The organism is Brevibacterium sp. BRM-1, from assembly GCF_026802075.1.
GTDB lineage: Bacteria > Actinomycetota > Actinomycetes > Actinomycetales > Brevibacteriaceae > Brevibacterium > Brevibacterium rongguiense.
In genome coordinates, this window is record NZ_CP113788.1 from 1,710,028 (window position 1) to 1,726,440 (window position 16,413).

The following is a 16,413-nucleotide window of genomic DNA, read 5'->3' on the forward strand; positions in this document are numbered from 1 at the left end:
TTAACGGCGATTAACTTAGTTGCTACTGTAGACGACATGCAGCAGTCGGACAACAGCGCCGCCCCCGCGCCCGAGGTGCGGGCCGAGCGGGCGCCGGCCCGCGCCTCGGGTGCGGGGGCGGGCGAGTATGCGCGGGCGAGTGAGGACGCGCGAGCGGATGAGGACGCGGGAGCCGGGGCGAGGCCGGGGTCGATCGCCTGGGCGGGCGCGGAGGCGCAGGGCGATGGCCGGGCGTCGGTGGGCGATCACATGTTGACAGATGGCCAGGCGGCGGCAGGCACGGAGACGCGTGTGCAGTCGGGTACTCAGGCGCCGGGCCGGGGTGCAGACAGAAGCGAAGCGCGCGGCCCTGGCAGCGCAGGCGTGCCGGAAGCGGCAGGAAACGCCGGAGACGCCGACCCCCGTGAGTCCTCGCTGACCCCGCGGCAGGCGGCGAAGGCGCAGCGGCGCGCGGCGATCGTGGCCGCCGCGAAGGAGCTGTTCGCCGCTCAGGGCTTCGCGGCCGTGTCGATCGAGCAGATCGGCAAGGGCGCGGGCGTCTCCGGGCCGGCGGTCTACCGCCACTTCGCGTCGAAGGAGGCGCTGCTCGTCGAGCTGCTCGTGGGAATCTCGCAGCGCCTCGACGCGCGCGGGGCGCAGTTGGTGGACGGGGCGCAGCTGGTGGACGGGGCGCACGTGGCAAACGACGAGCACCCGGGGCACGGAGAGCAATCAGCCGACGGTGCGCGGCCTGCGGGCAGGGAGCTGGCGGGGGGCGACGCGCAGCCGGCGGCAGGGCCAGCGAGCACCGATAACACGTCGGCCGACTCCGGGCCCGAGCAGACACTGCGCGCGCTCGTCGAGTTCCACCTGGCGTTCGCGCTGGGCGAGCCGGAGCTCATCCGCATCCAGGACCGCGACTTCTCCGCCCTGCCGGAGGACGACCGCCGCCGCGTGCGCCGGCTCCAGCGCTCCTACGTGGCGCGCTGGGTGAGCGTGGTGCGTGCGGTCCACCCGGCGCTGAGCGAGGCCCAGGCGACGGTGCGCGTGCACGCGGTCTTCGGCATGCTCAACTCCACGCATTACATGACGGGCCGTCAGCCTGCCGAGGCGATCGAGGAGCAACTGCGCGGCGCGGCACTCGCGGCCCTGGGGGTGGAGGAGCCGGCGCGGTGTTAACTGGCAGGGCCGAAGGCTGCGGCGCGGCGCTCAGTCCCGACGCTCAACCCCGGTACCGAATGGCGAAGCGCGCGGTCGCCGACACCGCCTGCGCCGAGTCTGCGGCCGCCACGCGCAGCAGCGCCTGCGCCTCTTCCCCCGGCAGATCCACGAGCGCCTGCACGATCCGGCGGCGCACCGGCACGTCGGCGCCGCCCCAGCGCGCGGCAAACTCTGCGGTGGCCGCCCGTGCAGTGGCGCCCACCGCCGCGAGCACCTCGAGCGCCTCCCCCGCCTCGACATCCTGGCGACCCCGGCACACCAGATCAACGAGGTCGCCAACCACTGCGGCGTCGCCGCGCCGCGCCAGCGCGAGCACGGCCGTTGCGCGCACACTCGACACGGGATCGTCGACGAACCCGGCGAGGGCCGCGGCGGCGTCCTCGCCTTCCATGCCGGCGAGCACTCGCACGGCCCTCAGCCGGGCCGCCGGGGTCGGCAGCGTGGCCATCGTCCGCAGGGCCTCGAGCGCCGAAGGGCCGCGGCGGGCCATCTGCCAGGCAATCGCACCGGCCACGTTGGGATCGGCCTCGGCAGCCAGCGCCTCGGCGAGCGCACCGGTGGGCATTTCGTGCGCGGCATCGGCTCCCAGCAGCGCGCGGACACGCTCACTGGAATCAACCGACACCAGGCGATCGACTGCGCGCGCCGCGGCGAGCACATCGTCCCAGACGGTGGGTCCCGCCGCCGCGATCTGCTCGAGGCGGCGCTGCAGACGCTGCTCAGCCTCCGCTCGGCGCCGCGATTCGGCACACAGCACCCCGAGCACCTCGGCGGGGGCGAGCAGCGCCTCGCGCGCCAGCCCCACCTCGTCGAGTGAGAGTCCCAGCGCCCGCAGCGCTTCGATCTCCGCGACCTGCGCGGCCTGCGGGTCGCCGTACTGGCGGTAGCCGGCGGCACTGCGGCCCTCCGGGGTGAGTAACCCTTTGGCCTCGTAGTGCCGCAGCATGCGCACGCTGACCCCGCTGCGGCGGGATAGCTCACCGATGAGCATGGCCGCCTTCGTCCTCGGCGCTCGCTGCCGTGTGCGGGCGAGCGTGATCCGCGCTACCCAGTGTCCGCAGCCGCATGGCCGCTGCCAGCGCCTCGCCGAACCCCGCCGCGGGATCCTCCCGGATCCGTTCGACTTCCTCGACGAAGCGCGCACGTGCGGGGGTCGTCGCAGCCGCGCGCAGGGACGCGGCCGCTGCCTCGCCAAGGGCTGCCAGGGCGCGTGCCAGGCTCCTGAGCAGCGGGCCATCCGAGCGCTCGAACTGCCCCAGGAGCACGCGCCCCAGCCTGGGCGCCTCCGCGCCGGGGGCCAACGCCACGGCCGCGCGCCAGGCGGCAGCCGCGACATCGGGGTTTGGATCGCACAGGTGGCCGTCCATCACGGCGAGCCACGCACTCGGGTCCCGGAGCTTCGAGAGCGTGTGCAGGGCCTGCGCCCGCGCCTGCGGCTGGGCCGCATCGAGTTCGCCCACCACGGCCTCCAGCACCCGTTCGCGGGTGTGCCTGGTCAATGCCCAGGTCAGCATGTCGCGCACGTAGAAATCGTCCTCGACAGCACAGCGCCGCACGAGCACGGCGATCTGCTCGTCGCGCGGCACAACCCCGGCCTGCAGGGCGGCCCGCAGGCGCAGCGACGCCGGTGCCTGGCTCAGGGCCCGGGCCAGTCGGTTCTCCTCGGTCATACGACCACCTCCAGAGCTCAGCAAAGACCCTGACACCGTGGCAGGGTCAAGGGCAGGGGCCAGCCCTCTCAGAGCAGCCCCAGCGCCCCCACGGCCGCGCGCTCCTCCTCAAGCTCGGCCACCGAGGCCGCGATGCGCTGGCGCGCGAAATCATCGACGTCGAGGCCCTGCACGATCTCCCAGTCGCCCCCGCTCGAGCGCACGGGGAAGCTGCTGATGAGCGCCTCGGGGACGCCGTAGGAGCCATCGGACACCACCGCCGCCGAGGTCCACTCCGGCCCCGTGCCGCCCACCCAGTCGCGGACGTGGTCGAGTGCCGCATTGGCCGCCGAGGCGGCCGAGGACGCGCCGCGCACCTTGATGATCTCCGCGCCGCGCTTGGCGACGCGCGGGATGAACTCGTCGACGTACCAGGCGCGGTCGACGCAGTCGAGCACCCGCCGCACTGCCCCGTCCACCTGCACCGTCGCCTGCGAGAGGTCCGGGAACTGGGTGGCGGAGTGATTGCCCCAGATCGTGATGCCCTGCACCGCGGTCACCGGCACGGACAGGTGCTCCGCGACCTGGGCGATGGCGCGGTTCTGGTCGAGGCGGGTGAGCGCGGTGAACCGCTGCGGCGGCACATCCGGCGCGTGGGCGGCGGCGATGAGGGCGTTGGTGTTCGCGGGATTGCCCACGACGAGCACGCGCACGTCGTCCGCCGCGCAGTCGTTGATCGCCCGCCCCTGCGGACCGAAGATCCCGCCGTTGGCCTCGAGCAGGTCACCGCGCTCCATGCCGGCGGCGCGCGGCTTGGCGCCCACGAGCAGCGCCACGCCTGCGCCGTCGAAGGCGACTCGCGCATCGTCGGTCACGTCGACGTCCGTGAGCAGGGGGAACGCGCAGTCGGCGAGCTCGAGCGCGGTGCCGGCTGCCGCCTCGAGCGCGGCGGGCACCTCGAGCAGGCGCAGGCGCACCGGCACATCGGGCCCCAGCAGCTGGCCGGAGGCGATCCGGAAGACGAGCGCGTAGCCGATCGCGCCGGCAGCGCCCGTGACGGTCACGGTGGTGGGCGGGGGGAGCTTCGTTGCGTCCATCCCCACAGCGTAGACACTGTGTGGGCCGGCGCCTACGGCTGCGGACCGCGAGGTCCCAGCCGGCGGATCGGCTCCGAGCGGGTGGTGGAGGCCGCGGCCGTGCGCTCGCGCGTGCCGGCCGGGCGTAGGCGCGGGCTGCGGATCAGCGGTTCAACCACACCTCGAAGCGCGCATCGTCGACGATTCCCCCGTGCGGCACGAGCCCTCCGCAAGCGATTCCCGGTCCCAGGTAGGGCGCCTGCACCACGGCGCGGACCCCCGTCTCCCCCAGCCGGCCGCAGGCGCGCAGCTGCTCGCGGGCGAAGGATGCGACGGTGCCCACGCGCGGCCCGCGCACGAAAACCGCACCGGCGGGCGCCTCGGCGGTGGCGGTGTCCGCGAGCAGGCGGGCCACCGTGTCGGAGGCGACCGGGGCGACGCGCATCGTGGGCAGCAGGGCGAGCGGGCCCACCGCCGTCATGCCGGCGAGCAGCGCGGGAAACTCGAACCACTGGGCGGAGCGGACGAAGGCGACCGGGGCGCCGGCGCTCAGGTAGGCGGCCTCCTGCGCGGCCTTGCCGCGGTAGTGCCCGAACCAGCGGTACACCGCCGGGTCAGAGGCGCCGGCGATGCTCAGGCACACGATGCGCCCCACTCCGGCGCCCCGAGCGGCAGCGCTGACGTTGTGCGCCGTGGCGCTGAAGTAGGCGGTGGACGCGCGCGGGCTCAGGCTCATGCGGTTGAGGCAGTCGACCACCGCATCGACGCCCGCGAACGCCTCGCGCAGCCCAGCGCCGGTCAGCGCATCGGCGCCGTTCGAGCGATGGAGGCCGGCGACCTCGTGCCCGCGGCTCTCGAGCTCGCGGACGGCCTTCGCGCCCATGAGCCCCGTCGAGCCGAGTACCGCGATCTTCATGTGGCCGCCTTCCGAGGGAGCGGTTGCGGGGTGGTCCCACTGCTGGGGGTGGGTGTAGCAGCCGCGCTGCCGGGGCTGGGCTTACCGGAGGCGGCAGCTGGTGAGGGCGTGGCTGGTGAGGGCGTGGCTGCCGGTGCTCCCCGCCGAAGGGCTCACGCGGCGATCCGGTCGGCCAGGTGCGCGGCGATCGCACCGTCGTCCCAACCGTGCGCCTCGCGCAGACCGACGCGCAGCATCGCGAGGTACCCCGAGGTAGGGGTCGTGTGCTCGACGGCCCCGAGGCCGTCCGGCGCCGTGAAGGTGAGCATCGGCAGCCCGTCGCGGTGGCCCACATCGATGACCGTTTCGTAGCGGCCGGGGCCGGCGGCGTGCCGCGCACCCTCCTCCATGCCGACGACGACCTCTTCAATGGGGTCCTGCGGATCCGGCACGCGGTGCATCTCCTGCGCGGCGATGTCCGCGAACTGGCCGGCGGTCACCAGGTAGGCCTTGGCCGGCGTGGGACCGGGCACATCGTGGTCGTAGAACGCCATGCCGCCGCCCCACACCCGCGACTCACCGGCGAAGTACAGGCGCCCGGGCAGCTCGACGCCCATCTCCGCGCGGGGCGGGGCCGGGTCGCGGGCGCCATCGTAGGCGATGAGCGCGCCGGAGGGGCGGCCGCCGCGGATGTAGCAGGCCAGGCGGTCGCGCGCCATGTTCGAGCCATAGCTGACGTACCAGACGAGGGGCTCGGCGGCGCGCTCCGCGGCGGCGGGTCCCGCGGCGGCGGGCTCCGCGGCGGGGGATGCGTGGACGGGGGACGCGACGGCGGGCTCTCCGGCGAGGGATGCGTGGGCGGGCTCACCGGCGAGCGAGGCGCCGGCGGCACTGCGGCGGGCAGTGGCGGCCGGGGCGGCGATGGCCGGGGCCGGGGCCGTGATGGCCGGGGCCGCGTCTCTGGGCACTGTACCGGGGGCGCCGGCACCGGGGGCGGTGTCCGGCGCGGCCCTTGTTACGGCACCGGGCACGGTGCCTCTCCGGGAGGGGGTGTGCGATTCGGGCAGATCGGGAAGTGCGCGCAGTTCAGACATCCCCTCCACCGTGCCGCGCACCCGAGGGCGCCGCAAGCGCCAGGGCCCGGTCGCACCGTATTCGCACGGTTCTTTGAGCCCGAGGGGTGGAATCGCAGGTACCCCGAACTTCGGGTACGCCGATTCTCCGAATTTCCTGTATGCTCAATCTGCTCGGCGCCGGTGCCGCAGCATCCACTCAGCCAGTGTCGGCGCTTTCGCTTCTCACTACGCACGCATTCGCACAGCGGGCCCACGCCCGCATGTGCGCGAGCGCGGAAGATCACGGATTTCCGACGACGGCCCCTACCGAACAGGACCGCCATGCTCCCTGCCGCCAAGACCCTGCGCACCGCGCTGACCTCCACGGCCGCCGCGATCGCGCTCGTCGCGGGCTCCGCCGTCGTCGCTACCGCCCCCGCCGAGGCTGCCTCGCGCCACCACTGCTCGGCCTCGGTCAGCAACTCCCGCCCGCACCGCGGCCAGAACCTCGTGGTCCGCGTGTCGAAGGTGCCCGCCAAGGTGACGGTCAGCGCGGTGGCCAAGTACAAGACCACCTCCACCGGCAAGCGCGCCAAGGCCAGCAAGAAGGGCAAGGCGCTGCTGCACTTCAACGTGGGCGGCGGCACGGTCGGCCGCCGGGTGCCCGTGCAGGTGGTCGCCAAGAAGGGCAAGTCGACCTGGACCTGCTCGACGTCGTTCGTGCCGACCCGCAAGCGCTGAGCCGAGCCGACCCCGCCGCTGCCGGTCCCGCCAGGAGGCGGGGTCGGCATCGTCGTCTGCGGGGCCAGGCTGCGGGACGCCTCGGAGGTTGGAGTGCGGTGGGGGCGTAGCCGGGAGGCGGGGTAGGCGGGTAGCCGGCGCGCGGCCAGGAGGCCCGTCGGGCGGGTGGTTGGATGGTCGGGAAGCGGGTGGGTTGCCGGCCGAACGCCTGGGAGGCCGACTGGGCGGTCAGCCAGATGGCTGGGCGAGTGCACGGCCGGAGAACCGGGGCGCTGGGCGTGTGGGTACTTGAGCGTTCGGAGGTCTCACCGCCCCGTGCTCACAGCCCGCCGTACGCGTGACCGCACCGCAAACCCGGCTGGGCCGCACGCTTAACCGGACCGCATTCGATTGCCTGGCCGCAGCGGCCATCCAGTCGGTTTTTTGGGGGCGGTCGTCAGTCCACGAGGCGACGGCGGCCCAGCCGCTCGTCGTCGCGGAAGGGCACGAGCAGCACGGTGACCTGGGCCTCGTCGAGGACCTGCGCGCTTGTGCGGCCTAGCTGCACGGACATCCCGGCGAAGCGGCCCAGCCCGCGCTTGCCGATGACGAGCAGGTCCGCCCCGGCCCCCGCCTCGGCGAGGATCTGGGCCGGGTCACCGGGCCGGTAGTCCGCGCGGACGGTGAGCCCGGGGAACTCCGAGCGCAGCCACGTGAGGTCGAACTCGGTCTGGGCGCGGATGGCCTCCGCATCCCCCAGCGCGTCGACGCCGACGATCACCGTGAGCTCCTCGCCCGAGTCCATGGCATAGGAGGCGGCGTCGAGCGCCGCCACACCCGCATAGTCCGAGGTGTCGAGCCCCACGACCACCCCGCGGCCGCTCGTGGGATGGGAATCCGCGCTGGCGAACTCATCGCCCTCACCGCGCTGGATGGCCGCCGGGCACAGCGCGTGCCCGGGCAGCCCGCGGCTGGTCGTGCCGATCCGACCGGCGGCGGGATTCTTCGACCCGTGCGGTCCGATGACGAGGAGGGCGGCGTCCTCACCGGCGGCGGCGAGCTGCTCGGCGGGGTCCCCGTGCATCACCTGCTCGCGGATCTCGACGTCATCGCTCAGTGCCTCGAGGCGCTCGCGCAGGGCTGCCAGCTTCTCTCGCTTGACCGCCTCGCCGTCCTGGGCCCCATCGCGGACGACGGCCGTGAGGACGAGGGCGGCACCGGCGTCCACCCGTCCGCGCACCAGCTCCGTGAGCGCCCATGCTGCCGCCTGTGCGGAGGACTCGGAGCCGTCGACGCCGACGACCACATCGCCTGTGAAGTGCATGTCCCTACTCCTCCGTGTCGCGTGTTCGGTGCCGGGATGCCGCACACTGCGGCCGAGCGCGGTCCCACTGTGATCGTATGCACAAAACCCGTGCGGCGGTACCGCGCGGGCGAGGTGATGCGATGGCAACGGGGCTGACGGGCCGACGGCGGCGGTGAGGGTGGTAAGAGCGGGGAGCACCGGGGGGTGAGGGGAACCAAGATCGCAGGGCGACGGGTCGATGGTAGTCGCGGGTCGGCGGGTGATGCGTGCGATCGATCGTCGCGGGGGGTGCTGCGCGCACGCATAGCAGGGGCAGTCGCCGCGCAGCACGGGCAGTTGTCGCGCGGTCGGAGTACGCAGCGGACTGCCGGGAAGAAAGTCTTCTCCTGATTTCAGCCGCGCGAGGGGGTGAAGACCATTCGGCCGAAACCGTGCTGCTGCGGCGTCAAAGTCTTCACTCGATGCTCAACGGCGAAACAGGTGAAGACTCGCCCCCACGGACCCGATCCCGCAGCTGCTCCACGACGTCCCACGGCCACGACATCACGCAAGCGCCACGTCCCACGCCACCGCGCACCGACCCGCAGAGCCCCACAACGGGCGAGGCCCCGTCACCGGGCGGTGACGGGGCCTCGCATGCGAGCCTCCTGCCGGAATCGAACCGGCGACCTTCTTATTACGAGTAAGACGCTCTGCCGACTGAGCTAAGGAGGCAACCGGCACAACTGTAGTCAATCCGAGCGGGGGAATCAAAGCGGCACGGCGCGCCAGTCCGGGCGGTCGGCGCGGGACTGCGCACCCTCCCGAGCGGCCTCGCCACCCGGGTGAACGCTAAGGTGAAGGGGAACCGACCGGGCTTCGCGAGCCACCCGCCCGCGAGCCGCAGTCACCGCGACCACAGCCGCTACAACGGCCACAACCGCCACAGCAACAGCAACAGCAACAGCAACAGCAACCACGGTGCGCACACGGGCCGCCGCGTCGCACGCGGCGCACCGCGGCCGTCGCACAAGGAGGAGAGTCACTCGATGAGCTTCGATCTGGATGCGTTCCTCGCGGAGCTGCGGCAGCTCGTCGAATGCGAGTCCCCCACGAGCGACCAGGCGGCGCTCGAGCGCTCCGCCATCCAGTTCTCCACGATCGGCGAGCGACTGCTGGGCGAGCCACCGGAGATCATCACCGCCGAGGGCTACCCCCATCTCCTGTGGCGCTTCGGCTCAGGACCGCGGCGCGTCGTCCTCATCGGCCACCACGACACCGTCTGGCCCGCGGGCACCCTCGAGCACTTCCCCTACTCGGAGCACGACGGCATCATCCGCGGCCCCGGCACGGACGACATGAAGGGCGGGGCGCTCATCGCCATCCACGCGCTGGCCCGCCTGCGCGAGCGCCGCGGCGACCTGGACGGCGTGAGCCTGCTCATCACCGCCGACGAGGAGTTCGGCTCCATCACCTCGCGGCCCATCATCGAAGAAGAGTCGCGCGGCGCAGCCGCCGCTCTCGTGTTCGAGAGCGGCGGCCCGCAGGGAGCGGTGAAGATCGCGCGCAAGGGCGTGGCCATCTACGAGCTCGAGGTGCGCGGCCGCGCCTCCCACGCCGGCGTCGAGCCGGAGAAGGGGATCAACGCCACCGCCGAGGTCGCCCACCAGGTCCTGGCCGTCGCCCAGCTGGGCGATGCGAAGGCCGGCACCTCCGTGGTGCCGACGGCCATGACCTCGGGCACAACGACGAACACCGTGCCCGCCGAGGCGCGGGTCAGCATCGACTCGCGCGCCAAGTCCGCCGCCGAGCAGCGGCGCGTCGACGCCGCGCTGCGTGCCCTCACTCCCGTCCATCGGGGTGCCAAGCTGGTGCTCCACGGCGGCATCAACCGCCCGCCCATGGAGACGAGCATGTCGCTGGGCCTCTACGCGCGCGCCCAGCGCATCGCCTCGCGCCTGGGCCACCCGCCGCTGCGCTCGATCGGCGTGGGCGGTGGCTCGGACGGCAACTTCACCGCCGGTATCGGCGTGCCCACCCTGGACGGCCTGGGCACCGTGGGCGGGGGCTCGCACGCTGAGAACGAGCACGCGATCGCCCAGTGGATCCGGCCGCGCGTCGAGCTCGTCTGCGACCTGGTGGGCCAGCTCCTCAGCGAACCGCCCCCGGAGTCCGCCGCCGAGGCGCCGCGGTCCGCCGCTGCCGGTGCCAGTCGCGACGCCGCGGGTCCTGGCGCGAGCCCCAGTCCGGGCACCGGTGAGGGCGTCGGCGGGCCCTACGGCGGTGCGGGGGCTTTCGGCGGGGCGGGCACCGCCGTCGACCTCGACGACTGACCGCGCGAGCGGTGGCGAACCGCGCACCGGGGCCCGATGTCGGCGGTCGCTCGGGGGCACCGGCCGGCACGGTGGCGGCCGCTGCTGGCGGCTGCGGGCCGCTGATATGATCGAGCGGCCCGCGCGCCAGCGCTCGGGCCGCGGTCCGGCTCTGAGCCCGGGCCCCCACCGTAGCCGCCACCCTCCTCATGCCAAGGGGCCACGTGTCTTCATCGTCTTCTCCCTCCGAGCGCGCGCACGCGCAGACACCCGGCGGTGCCGACCCGGCCGTCTCCGCGCCGGAGGGCTCCGGTCGCGAAGAGCTGCCGGCCGGGGCCGTGCTCACCATCGTCGTCCTGCTCTGCGCTGCCTTCGTCGTCATCCTCAACGAGACGATCCTCAACGTCGCCCTCCCCCACCTCATCGCGAGCCTGGGTGTGGACGCCACGGTGGTCCAGTGGGTGACGACCGGATTCATGCTCACCATGGCCGTCGTCATCCCCACGACCGGCTTCATCATCGGGCGCCTGGGCACCCGGGGCGCCTTCGCGCTGGCGATGTGCGCGTTCACCCTGGGCACGCTGCTCGCCGCCGTGGCGCCCGGTTTCGGGCTGCTGCTCACGGGGCGGATCGTCCAGGGCTTCGGCTCGGCCATCATGCTCCCGCTGCTCATGACCACCGTGCTCACACTCGTGCCGGTCTCCCGCCGCGGGGCCGTCATGGGCAATGTCACGATCGTCATCGCCGTGGCGCCGGCGCTGGGGCCCACCGTCTCCGGGCTGCTGCTCGCGCACTTCCACTGGTGCTTCCTCTTCATCTTCGTGCTGCCGTTCGCCATCGCCGCGACCATCTTGGGCATCGCGCGGCTGCGCAACAGCGCGGACCGCGGTGACGAACGGCTCGACCCCCTCTCGCTCGCGCTGAGCGCCCCCGGCTTCGCTGGCCTCGTCTACGGCCTGTCCTCACTGGGCGAGGCCGGCGGTGCGGGCGGCCGAGGCTGGAGCATCGCCGCGCTCGTCGCGGGGGCGGCCCTCGTGGGCCTCTTCGCGGTGCGCCAGGTCCGCCTGCAGCGCACCTCGGCGCCGCTGCTGGACCTGCGGACGTTCCGCTACCGGGACTTCCGGGTCTCCGTGGGGCTGCTGTCGGTGTCGATGCTCGCGATGTTCGGCGTGGTCATCGTCCTGCCCATGTACATGCAGTCGGTGCGCGGGCTCGACTCGATCACCACGGGCTTGGTGCTGCTGCCCGGCGGCCTGGCAATGGGCCTGGCGGGACCGCTCGTGGGGCGGATCTTCGACCGGTTCGGGGCCCGGCCGCTCACCGTGACCGGCGCCGTCGTCATGGCCGCAGTCCTCGTGGCGCTCACGTTCCTGGGCGCCCAGACTCCCGTCTGGCTCCTCGTCGTCCTCGTCCTGGGCTTCAACCTGGCGCTCGCCTGCATCTTCACCCCGGTCTTCACCGCATCGCTCAACCCGCTGCCCATGCACCTGTACTCCCACGGCTCGGCGATCCTCTCGACCCTGCAGCAGGTTGCCGCGGCGGCCGGCACCGCGCTCCTCGTGGCCGTCATGCAGTTCGCGGCCAGCGCCGCCAGCGGCACGGCACAACCGCAGGGCGAGCAGCTGCTGCCGGGGGTGCGCGCGGCGTTCCTCGTCGCCGCGGTGCTCAGCGCGGTCGCCATCGTCCTGGCGCTCCTCATGCCGGGCCGCCGCCAGACCACCACGGGACCCGTCCCGGAACGCCCCGGGCATTCCTGAGCCCGCGGCACGGGCTCAACCCCGTCCCATCGCGTACCCCGCCCCACCGCGCTCCCCGCCTGGCGAGCACTGTCGACCGCCGCGCGCCGCCCGCACATGGCGACTCGGGCCCAGGCGCCCGCGGTGCTCAGTCGGCGGAGAGCCAGGGGTTGGACAGCCCGATGAAGGCGGACTCGAGCACGAGCAGCGGGGCCGTGTTGGTCTGCAGCCGGCGCCGCGCCTGACTGAGCACGTCGATGCGCTTGAGCGTCGTGGGGGCGTCCGTCTGCCCGGCGATCGTCCGGATGCGCGCGTCGTCGTGGGCGTTGATCCAACCGCCGTCCACGCCGAACTGGCACAGCAGGACATCGCGGTAGAGCGAGAGGAGCTCCAAGAGCATCGCGTCGAGCTCGTCGCCCCGCGCCCGCGAGTCCTTGCGCTTCTGCTCCTCCTCCAGCCGCTTGACCTGGGAGCGCAGCGCCGGCGGCGGCGTTTTGCCCGGTTCGACGCCCAAGGTCGCGAGCAGCGCCGCCCGCTCGCGGGCGTTGCGCTCCTTCGTCCGCGCCTCCGCGCGCTCGGTGGCGGCGTCGAGCGTGCGCGCGGCCAGCCGCACGGTCGAACCCACCGAGGTCAGCCGGTCGGGGATCTCGAGCGTGCGCTCGCGCTGCTGCGCGGCCTCCTCGTTCGTGGCGAGGAACCGCGCGCGCCCGATGTGGTTCTGGGCGGCCGCCGCGGCCCACTCGGCACGCGCCTCGTCGACGCCGTCGCGCGAGACCAGCAGCGAGGCGATCGCCTGGGCAGGCGGGATCCGCAGATTCACGTTGCGGCAGCGCGAGCGGATCGTCATGAGCACGTCCTGCGGACTGGGCGCGCACAGGATCCAGACGGTGGCCGGGGGCGGCTCCTCGATCGCCTTGAGCAGGACATTGGAAGTCCGCTCCGCCATCCGGTCCGCGTCCTCGATGATCATGACGCGCCAGGGCGCGTTCACGGGCGCGCTCTGGGCCTGGGAGACGAGCTCGCGCACCTCGTCGATGGTGATGAGCGACTTCTGCGTCGACATGATCGTCATGGACTCGTGGGTGCCACTCAGCGCGCGGGCCGCGGCCGGGCTCATGGCCTCACCGTGGTCCTCGCTCAGCAGGGCCGCCGCGAACGCGCGGGCGGCGTTCGAGCGACCGGAGCCGGGCGGGCCGGTGAGGAGCCACGCGTGCGTCATCGCGGCCCCGTCGCCCGTGCCCGAGGCAGCCGCGCGCAACCGCGCCACCGCCTCGTCTTGGCCGACGAGCTCGTCCCAGACGCTCACCGCCGCCCTCCGTGCTCTGGGCGCTCACCGTTGCCGGGGTGCTCCCCCTGCTCGTGGCTCCCGCTGTGCTCGAGGCGCTCACCGCGGCCACCGGGCTCGGGACGCTCAGCGGTTCGACCGAACCGCTCCCCCGCGGGTCGTTCAACGGCGTGCCCACCCGGGCTCCGAGGCTGCGCGGCGCGGTCCCCGGGCTGTCCGGCAGGGCTCCCAGGCTGCCGAGCGGTGCTGCCGGGCTGAGCGCCGCCCGACCCGCGGGCAGCGTCCAGGCGCGCCTGGCGCAGCCGCTCGCGGGCGCGCCGCTCGATCTCCGCCTGCGCGCGCAGCTTGTCGCGGTTGACCGGCCGCGCGAGGTGGGCACGGTCCTGGGCCTCGGCGTCCGCGGGATCCGCGGCTTTCGGAGCCTCCGGACCCGACAGCACCGTCGTGGGCTCCTCGCCTGCGTCACCGGCGCCACGGGTCCGCGGTCCGCTCAGCACGGTGGTGGCAGCGTCCTCGGTGCTCTCAGCCTCGCCCGGTGCGCCACCGTGACCGTCGTGTTGGCCGGGCGCGCCGTGGCCGCCGGGCGCGCCGCGGCCGCCGGGCTCACTGTGCAGGACGGTCGTGGCTTCTTCCCCGGGTTCGCGGCGCGGCCCCGGCAGGACGGTCGTCGCCTCCTCGCCGTCAGTCTCGGCACCGGGGCCTGAGACGCGCGGCTCGGCGGCAGCCGCACCGGTGTCGTGCTGGTTCCCTGCGGTGTGGGGCGCACGCGGGGGCAGCGGCTGGAGCGGCGCGCGCGGTTCCCCGCGGTCTTTCTGCTGCTCGCCGGCGGGGGCGCCGCCGCGCCCGGTGCCGAAGCGCTCGGCGCGCGGCGGCCCGGCGAAGCCGCGCCGGCTCAGGGTCTCCTCGAGCGCCTCGGCGACGCGCTTGGCGACGATGTGCTGCGGCGCATCGGCATCGACGACGACGTAGCGGTCCGGCTGGGCCTGTGCGAGGGCGAGGAACTTCTGGCGCACCCGCGTGCGGAACTGGGCGTCCTGGGCGTCGAGGTGGTTCTCCTCACCGCGCGCCGCGGTGCGCGCCGCGGCCGCTTCCGGGGCGATGTCGAGGACGACGGTGAGGTGGGGCACGAGCCCGCGCGTGGCCCAGCGCGAGAGGGCGAGCACCTCTTCCTCCCCCAGGGCGCGGCCGGCGGCCTGGTAGGCGAGCGAGGAGTCGATGTAGCGGTCGGTGATGACGATCCCGCCGCCGTCCAGCGCGGGGCACACGAGCTGCGCGGCGTGCTGGGCGCGATCGGCGGCGAAGAGCAGGGCCTCGGCCCGCGGCGCGGTTGCCTCCCCGTCGAGCAGCACGGCGCGGATGGCCCGGCCCACGTCCGTGCCGCCCGGTTCCCGCGTGACGACCGCGCGGCCCCGGCCGCGCCCGTCGAGCCACTCGCGCAGGAGCAGCGCCTGAGTGGACTTGCCGGACCCGTCCGGGCCCTCGAACGCGATGAACAGTCCGGTATCGGACATGCGCGCCGGCGCGTCGACCGCGGCGACGAGCCCCGAGGAACGCCGCGGCGCCGCGGCACTGGACTGCGGACCCGACTGCGCCGAGGCGGTGCGCTCACCCGACTCGGAGCTGCTCGCGCCCGGCCGTCCGGGACCGGACACGGGCTCAGTGGCGCCCGGACCAACAGCGTCCGCGTGCGGCGCCTCGGCGGCGGTGCCCTGGGGCGTGCGGAACGCGTGGACGAGGTCCACGCCCAGTCCCTGGGCGCCCTGCGGGGGGAAGACGAAGACGGCCACGATGCCCGCGATGAGGCCCGCGGTTCCGACGAGGGAGTAGGCGAGGCCCGTGGTGGTGATGACCCATTCGGTTGCCGGGCTCACCATGATGGCCGAAGTGGGGGCGAAGAAGGCGATGAGCAGCGCGGCGCCCACTCCGGCGCCGACCCCCATGCGGCGGGAGAACGCGTAGTCCTGCGCGCGCACGCCCACCCCCACGCAGAACGCGGCGACGGCGGTGAGCACGGCCTTGCCGGAGAGCTCGGAGAGCAGGCCCACCCCGATGGTGAGCAGTGCCGCGGCGACGAGGGCGAAGGCGGTCAGGCGCGGGCGCGACATGCCCGGTGCGAACGTGGGGCCCGCCTCGAACCCGGCGGCCCAGCCCACGAGCGCAGCGGTGACGATGAGGGCGAACGCCGCCTCGCCGAACCCGTAGTCGGCGACCACCGGCACCGCGAGCGCGAACAGGGCGCCGAACAGTGCGAACAGCAGCGTGCACGCCCAGGGCCGTGCGACCTGCGCGGGTGCGCGGACGCTGCGGGCGCTGCGGCCCGCGGTCTCAGTTTCCGGGGGCTGACCGCCCATGTCGAGCGGTGAGACGAAGACGAGGACCGCACCCGCGATGAGTGCGATGGCGGCGACGAGGAGCATCCAGCGCAGCGCAGCCGTGCCCGCGGCCGCCCCGGCCTCGATCTGGACGGCGTAGAGGATGAAGACGAGCAGGCCGGAGGCGATGCCGGCCAGCCGCCACGGCTTGGCGTGCAGCGCGGGGGCGTGTGCGCTGGCGAGGCAGACGAACGCGCCCAGGAATAGGGCGGTGAGCCATCCCCACCACACCGCCGGGGCGAAGACGAACACGGCGGCGCAGCCGGCGCTCGCGACGGCCGCGCCCACGAGCAGCTTCGAGCGCAGCGCGGCGGCGAGTCGGCCGGCCGCCCCGGCGGGCACCAGCAGGCCCGCCACGATGAGCGCTGCCACGACGATGAGGCCCGCGATTCCCAGCCGCATGTCGAAGTTGCCCGCCCGCTGCTGCTTCGTCACGGCCGCGAAGGCGGCCGCCGGCATGCTCGCGGTCAGCCCCGCCGTGCCCGCCGCCGCGAAGGTCAGCGCGGCCGTGGCCAGCGCCGTGAGCCAGGCCGCGGCCTCCATGAGGCTGTGGCCCAGCACGCCGCGCGGCGGGGCGGGAATCGGGATGCGATCGGTCTCGTTCGTCACGCCGCCCACACTACTGCCCGGCGCTGACACGGCGCTGGGCAGCCGCGGGCGCCGAGGGGTCGTTGAGCGCGGCCCCGGCGGGCCGGGGGCTGCCCTGCCGCCCTGCCCGGTGGCCCGATGAGCGGGGTGCCCAGAGAGCCGGGCCGAGTCAACACGGTCGGGTGAGCCAGGGCCCGGTGAGCTGGCTGCCCGGTGAGCAGGGGCCCGGAGGGCGGGGCC

12 protein-coding genes and 1 tRNA gene are annotated in these 16,413 nt (G+C 74.0%); 4 read left to right on the top strand and 9 right to left on the bottom strand.

The genetic code is table 11. From position 1 onward, the window contains the following. Window positions 1–36: 36 nt before the first annotated feature. Entirely contained in the window at window positions 37–1,158 is a 1,122-nt protein-coding gene (locus BRM1_RS13975) for a TetR/AcrR family transcriptional regulator (protein ID WP_326956616.1), read from the top strand. A gap of 43 nt (window positions 1,159–1,201) precedes the next feature. On the opposite strand, the gene BRM1_RS07520 is transcribed toward BRM1_RS13975, so the two are convergent. The 5 genes from BRM1_RS07520 to BRM1_RS07540 form a co-directional block, all read right to left on the bottom strand. Continuing rightward, window positions 1,202–2,191, bottom strand: a complete 990-nt coding sequence (locus BRM1_RS07520; RefSeq protein WP_268524926.1) for a HEAT repeat domain-containing protein — start codon at window positions 2,189–2,191, stop codon at window positions 1,202–1,204. After that, window positions 2,178–2,870 carry a HEAT repeat domain-containing protein gene (locus BRM1_RS07525; RefSeq protein ID WP_202410987.1) on the bottom strand — a complete coding sequence of 231 codons (693 nt, stop codon included), beginning with the start codon at window positions 2,868–2,870 and terminating at the stop codon, window positions 2,178–2,180. Before BRM1_RS07525 ends, BRM1_RS07520 begins: the two co-directional genes overlap by 14 nt. Before the next feature lie 68 nt (window positions 2,871–2,938). Beyond that, on the bottom strand, window positions 2,939–3,946 hold the full coding sequence (locus BRM1_RS07530; RefSeq protein WP_268524931.1) for a malate dehydrogenase: 1,008 nt from the start codon (window positions 3,944–3,946) through the stop codon (window positions 2,939–2,941). Window positions 3,947–4,088: 142 nt separating this feature from the next. Beyond that, window positions 4,089–4,841 carry an SDR family oxidoreductase gene (locus tag BRM1_RS07535; protein WP_268524933.1) on the bottom strand — a complete coding sequence of 251 codons (753 nt, stop codon included), beginning with the start codon at window positions 4,839–4,841 and terminating at the stop codon, window positions 4,089–4,091. Window positions 4,842–4,993: 152 nt separating this feature from the next. After that, window positions 4,994–5,788, bottom strand: coding sequence for a histone deacetylase (locus BRM1_RS07540; protein ID WP_268524935.1), 795 nt, complete (start codon window positions 5,786–5,788; stop codon window positions 4,994–4,996). 429 nt (window positions 5,789–6,217) lie between these two features. Here BRM1_RS07540 and BRM1_RS07545 point away from each other — a divergent pair, with 429 nt between their 5' ends. Further along, entirely contained in the window at window positions 6,218–6,616 is a 399-nt protein-coding gene (locus BRM1_RS07545) for a hypothetical protein (RefSeq protein ID WP_268524937.1), read from the top strand. A 436-nt stretch (window positions 6,617–7,052) separates the two neighbouring features. Here the strand turns inward: BRM1_RS07545 and BRM1_RS07550 are convergent, their stop codons facing one another. Together BRM1_RS07550 and BRM1_RS07555 are read right to left on the bottom strand one after the other, a co-directional pair. After that, complete coding sequence (locus BRM1_RS07550) at window positions 7,053–7,919, bottom strand: universal stress protein (RefSeq protein WP_268524939.1); 867 nt, start codon at window positions 7,917–7,919, stop codon at window positions 7,053–7,055. Window positions 7,920–8,542: 623 nt separating this feature from the next. Further along, window positions 8,543–8,615: transfer RNA gene (locus BRM1_RS07555), tRNA-Thr, on the bottom strand. 314 nt (window positions 8,616–8,929) lie between these two features. Here BRM1_RS07555 and BRM1_RS07560 point away from each other — a divergent pair. Both BRM1_RS07560 and BRM1_RS07565 read left to right on the top strand, forming a co-directional pair. Beyond that, on the top strand, window positions 8,930–10,213 hold the full coding sequence (locus tag BRM1_RS07560) for a M20 family metallopeptidase (RefSeq protein ID WP_160953620.1): 1,284 nt from the start codon (window positions 8,930–8,932) through the stop codon (window positions 10,211–10,213). Window positions 10,214–10,401: 188 nt separating this feature from the next. Beyond that, entirely contained in the window at window positions 10,402–11,949 is a 1,548-nt protein-coding gene (locus tag BRM1_RS07565; protein ID WP_442864198.1) for an MDR family MFS transporter, read from the top strand. Window positions 11,950–12,076: 127 nt separating this feature from the next. Here BRM1_RS07565 and BRM1_RS07570 read toward each other — a convergent pair whose 3' ends face one another. Both BRM1_RS07570 and tmk read right to left on the bottom strand, forming a co-directional pair. Further along, window positions 12,077–13,234: a DNA polymerase III subunit delta' gene (locus tag BRM1_RS07570; RefSeq protein ID WP_160953622.1), complete on the bottom strand. Its 1,158-nt coding sequence runs from the start codon at window positions 13,232–13,234 to the stop codon at window positions 12,077–12,079. Beyond that, window positions 13,231–16,194, bottom strand: a complete 2,964-nt coding sequence (gene tmk / locus BRM1_RS07575) for a dTMP kinase (protein ID WP_160953623.1) — start codon at window positions 16,192–16,194, stop codon at window positions 13,231–13,233. The genes BRM1_RS07570 and tmk overlap by 4 nt, the downstream gene beginning before the upstream one ends. Window positions 16,195–16,413: the final 219 nt, after the last annotated feature.

Bases quoted from the DNA above. Each gene is read 5' to 3' on its own strand.
- BRM1_RS07565 (WP_442864198.1), top strand. From the start codon at position 10,402: ATGCCAAGGGGCCACGTGTCTTCATCGTCTTCTCCCTCCGAGCGCGCG.
- BRM1_RS07530 (WP_268524931.1), bottom strand. From the start codon at position 3,946: ATGGACGCAACGAAGCTCCCCCCGCCCACCACCGTGACCGTCACGGGC.
- BRM1_RS13975 (WP_326956616.1), top strand. From the start codon at position 37: ATGCAGCAGTCGGACAACAGCGCCGCCCCCGCGCCCGAGGTGCGGGCC.
- BRM1_RS07525 (WP_202410987.1), bottom strand. From the start codon at position 2,870: ATGACCGAGGAGAACCGACTGGCCCGGGCCCTGAGCCAGGCACCGGCG.
- BRM1_RS07545 (WP_268524937.1), top strand. From the start codon at position 6,218: ATGCTCCCTGCCGCCAAGACCCTGCGCACCGCGCTGACCTCCACGGCC.
- BRM1_RS07520 (WP_268524926.1), bottom strand. From the start codon at position 2,191: ATGCTCATCGGTGAGCTATCCCGCCGCAGCGGGGTCAGCGTGCGCATG.
- BRM1_RS07560 (WP_160953620.1), top strand. From the start codon at position 8,930: ATGAGCTTCGATCTGGATGCGTTCCTCGCGGAGCTGCGGCAGCTCGTC.
- BRM1_RS07550 (WP_268524939.1), bottom strand. From the start codon at position 7,919: ATGCACTTCACAGGCGATGTGGTCGTCGGCGTCGACGGCTCCGAGTCC.
- BRM1_RS07535 (WP_268524933.1), bottom strand. From the start codon at position 4,841: ATGAAGATCGCGGTACTCGGCTCGACGGGGCTCATGGGCGCGAAGGCC.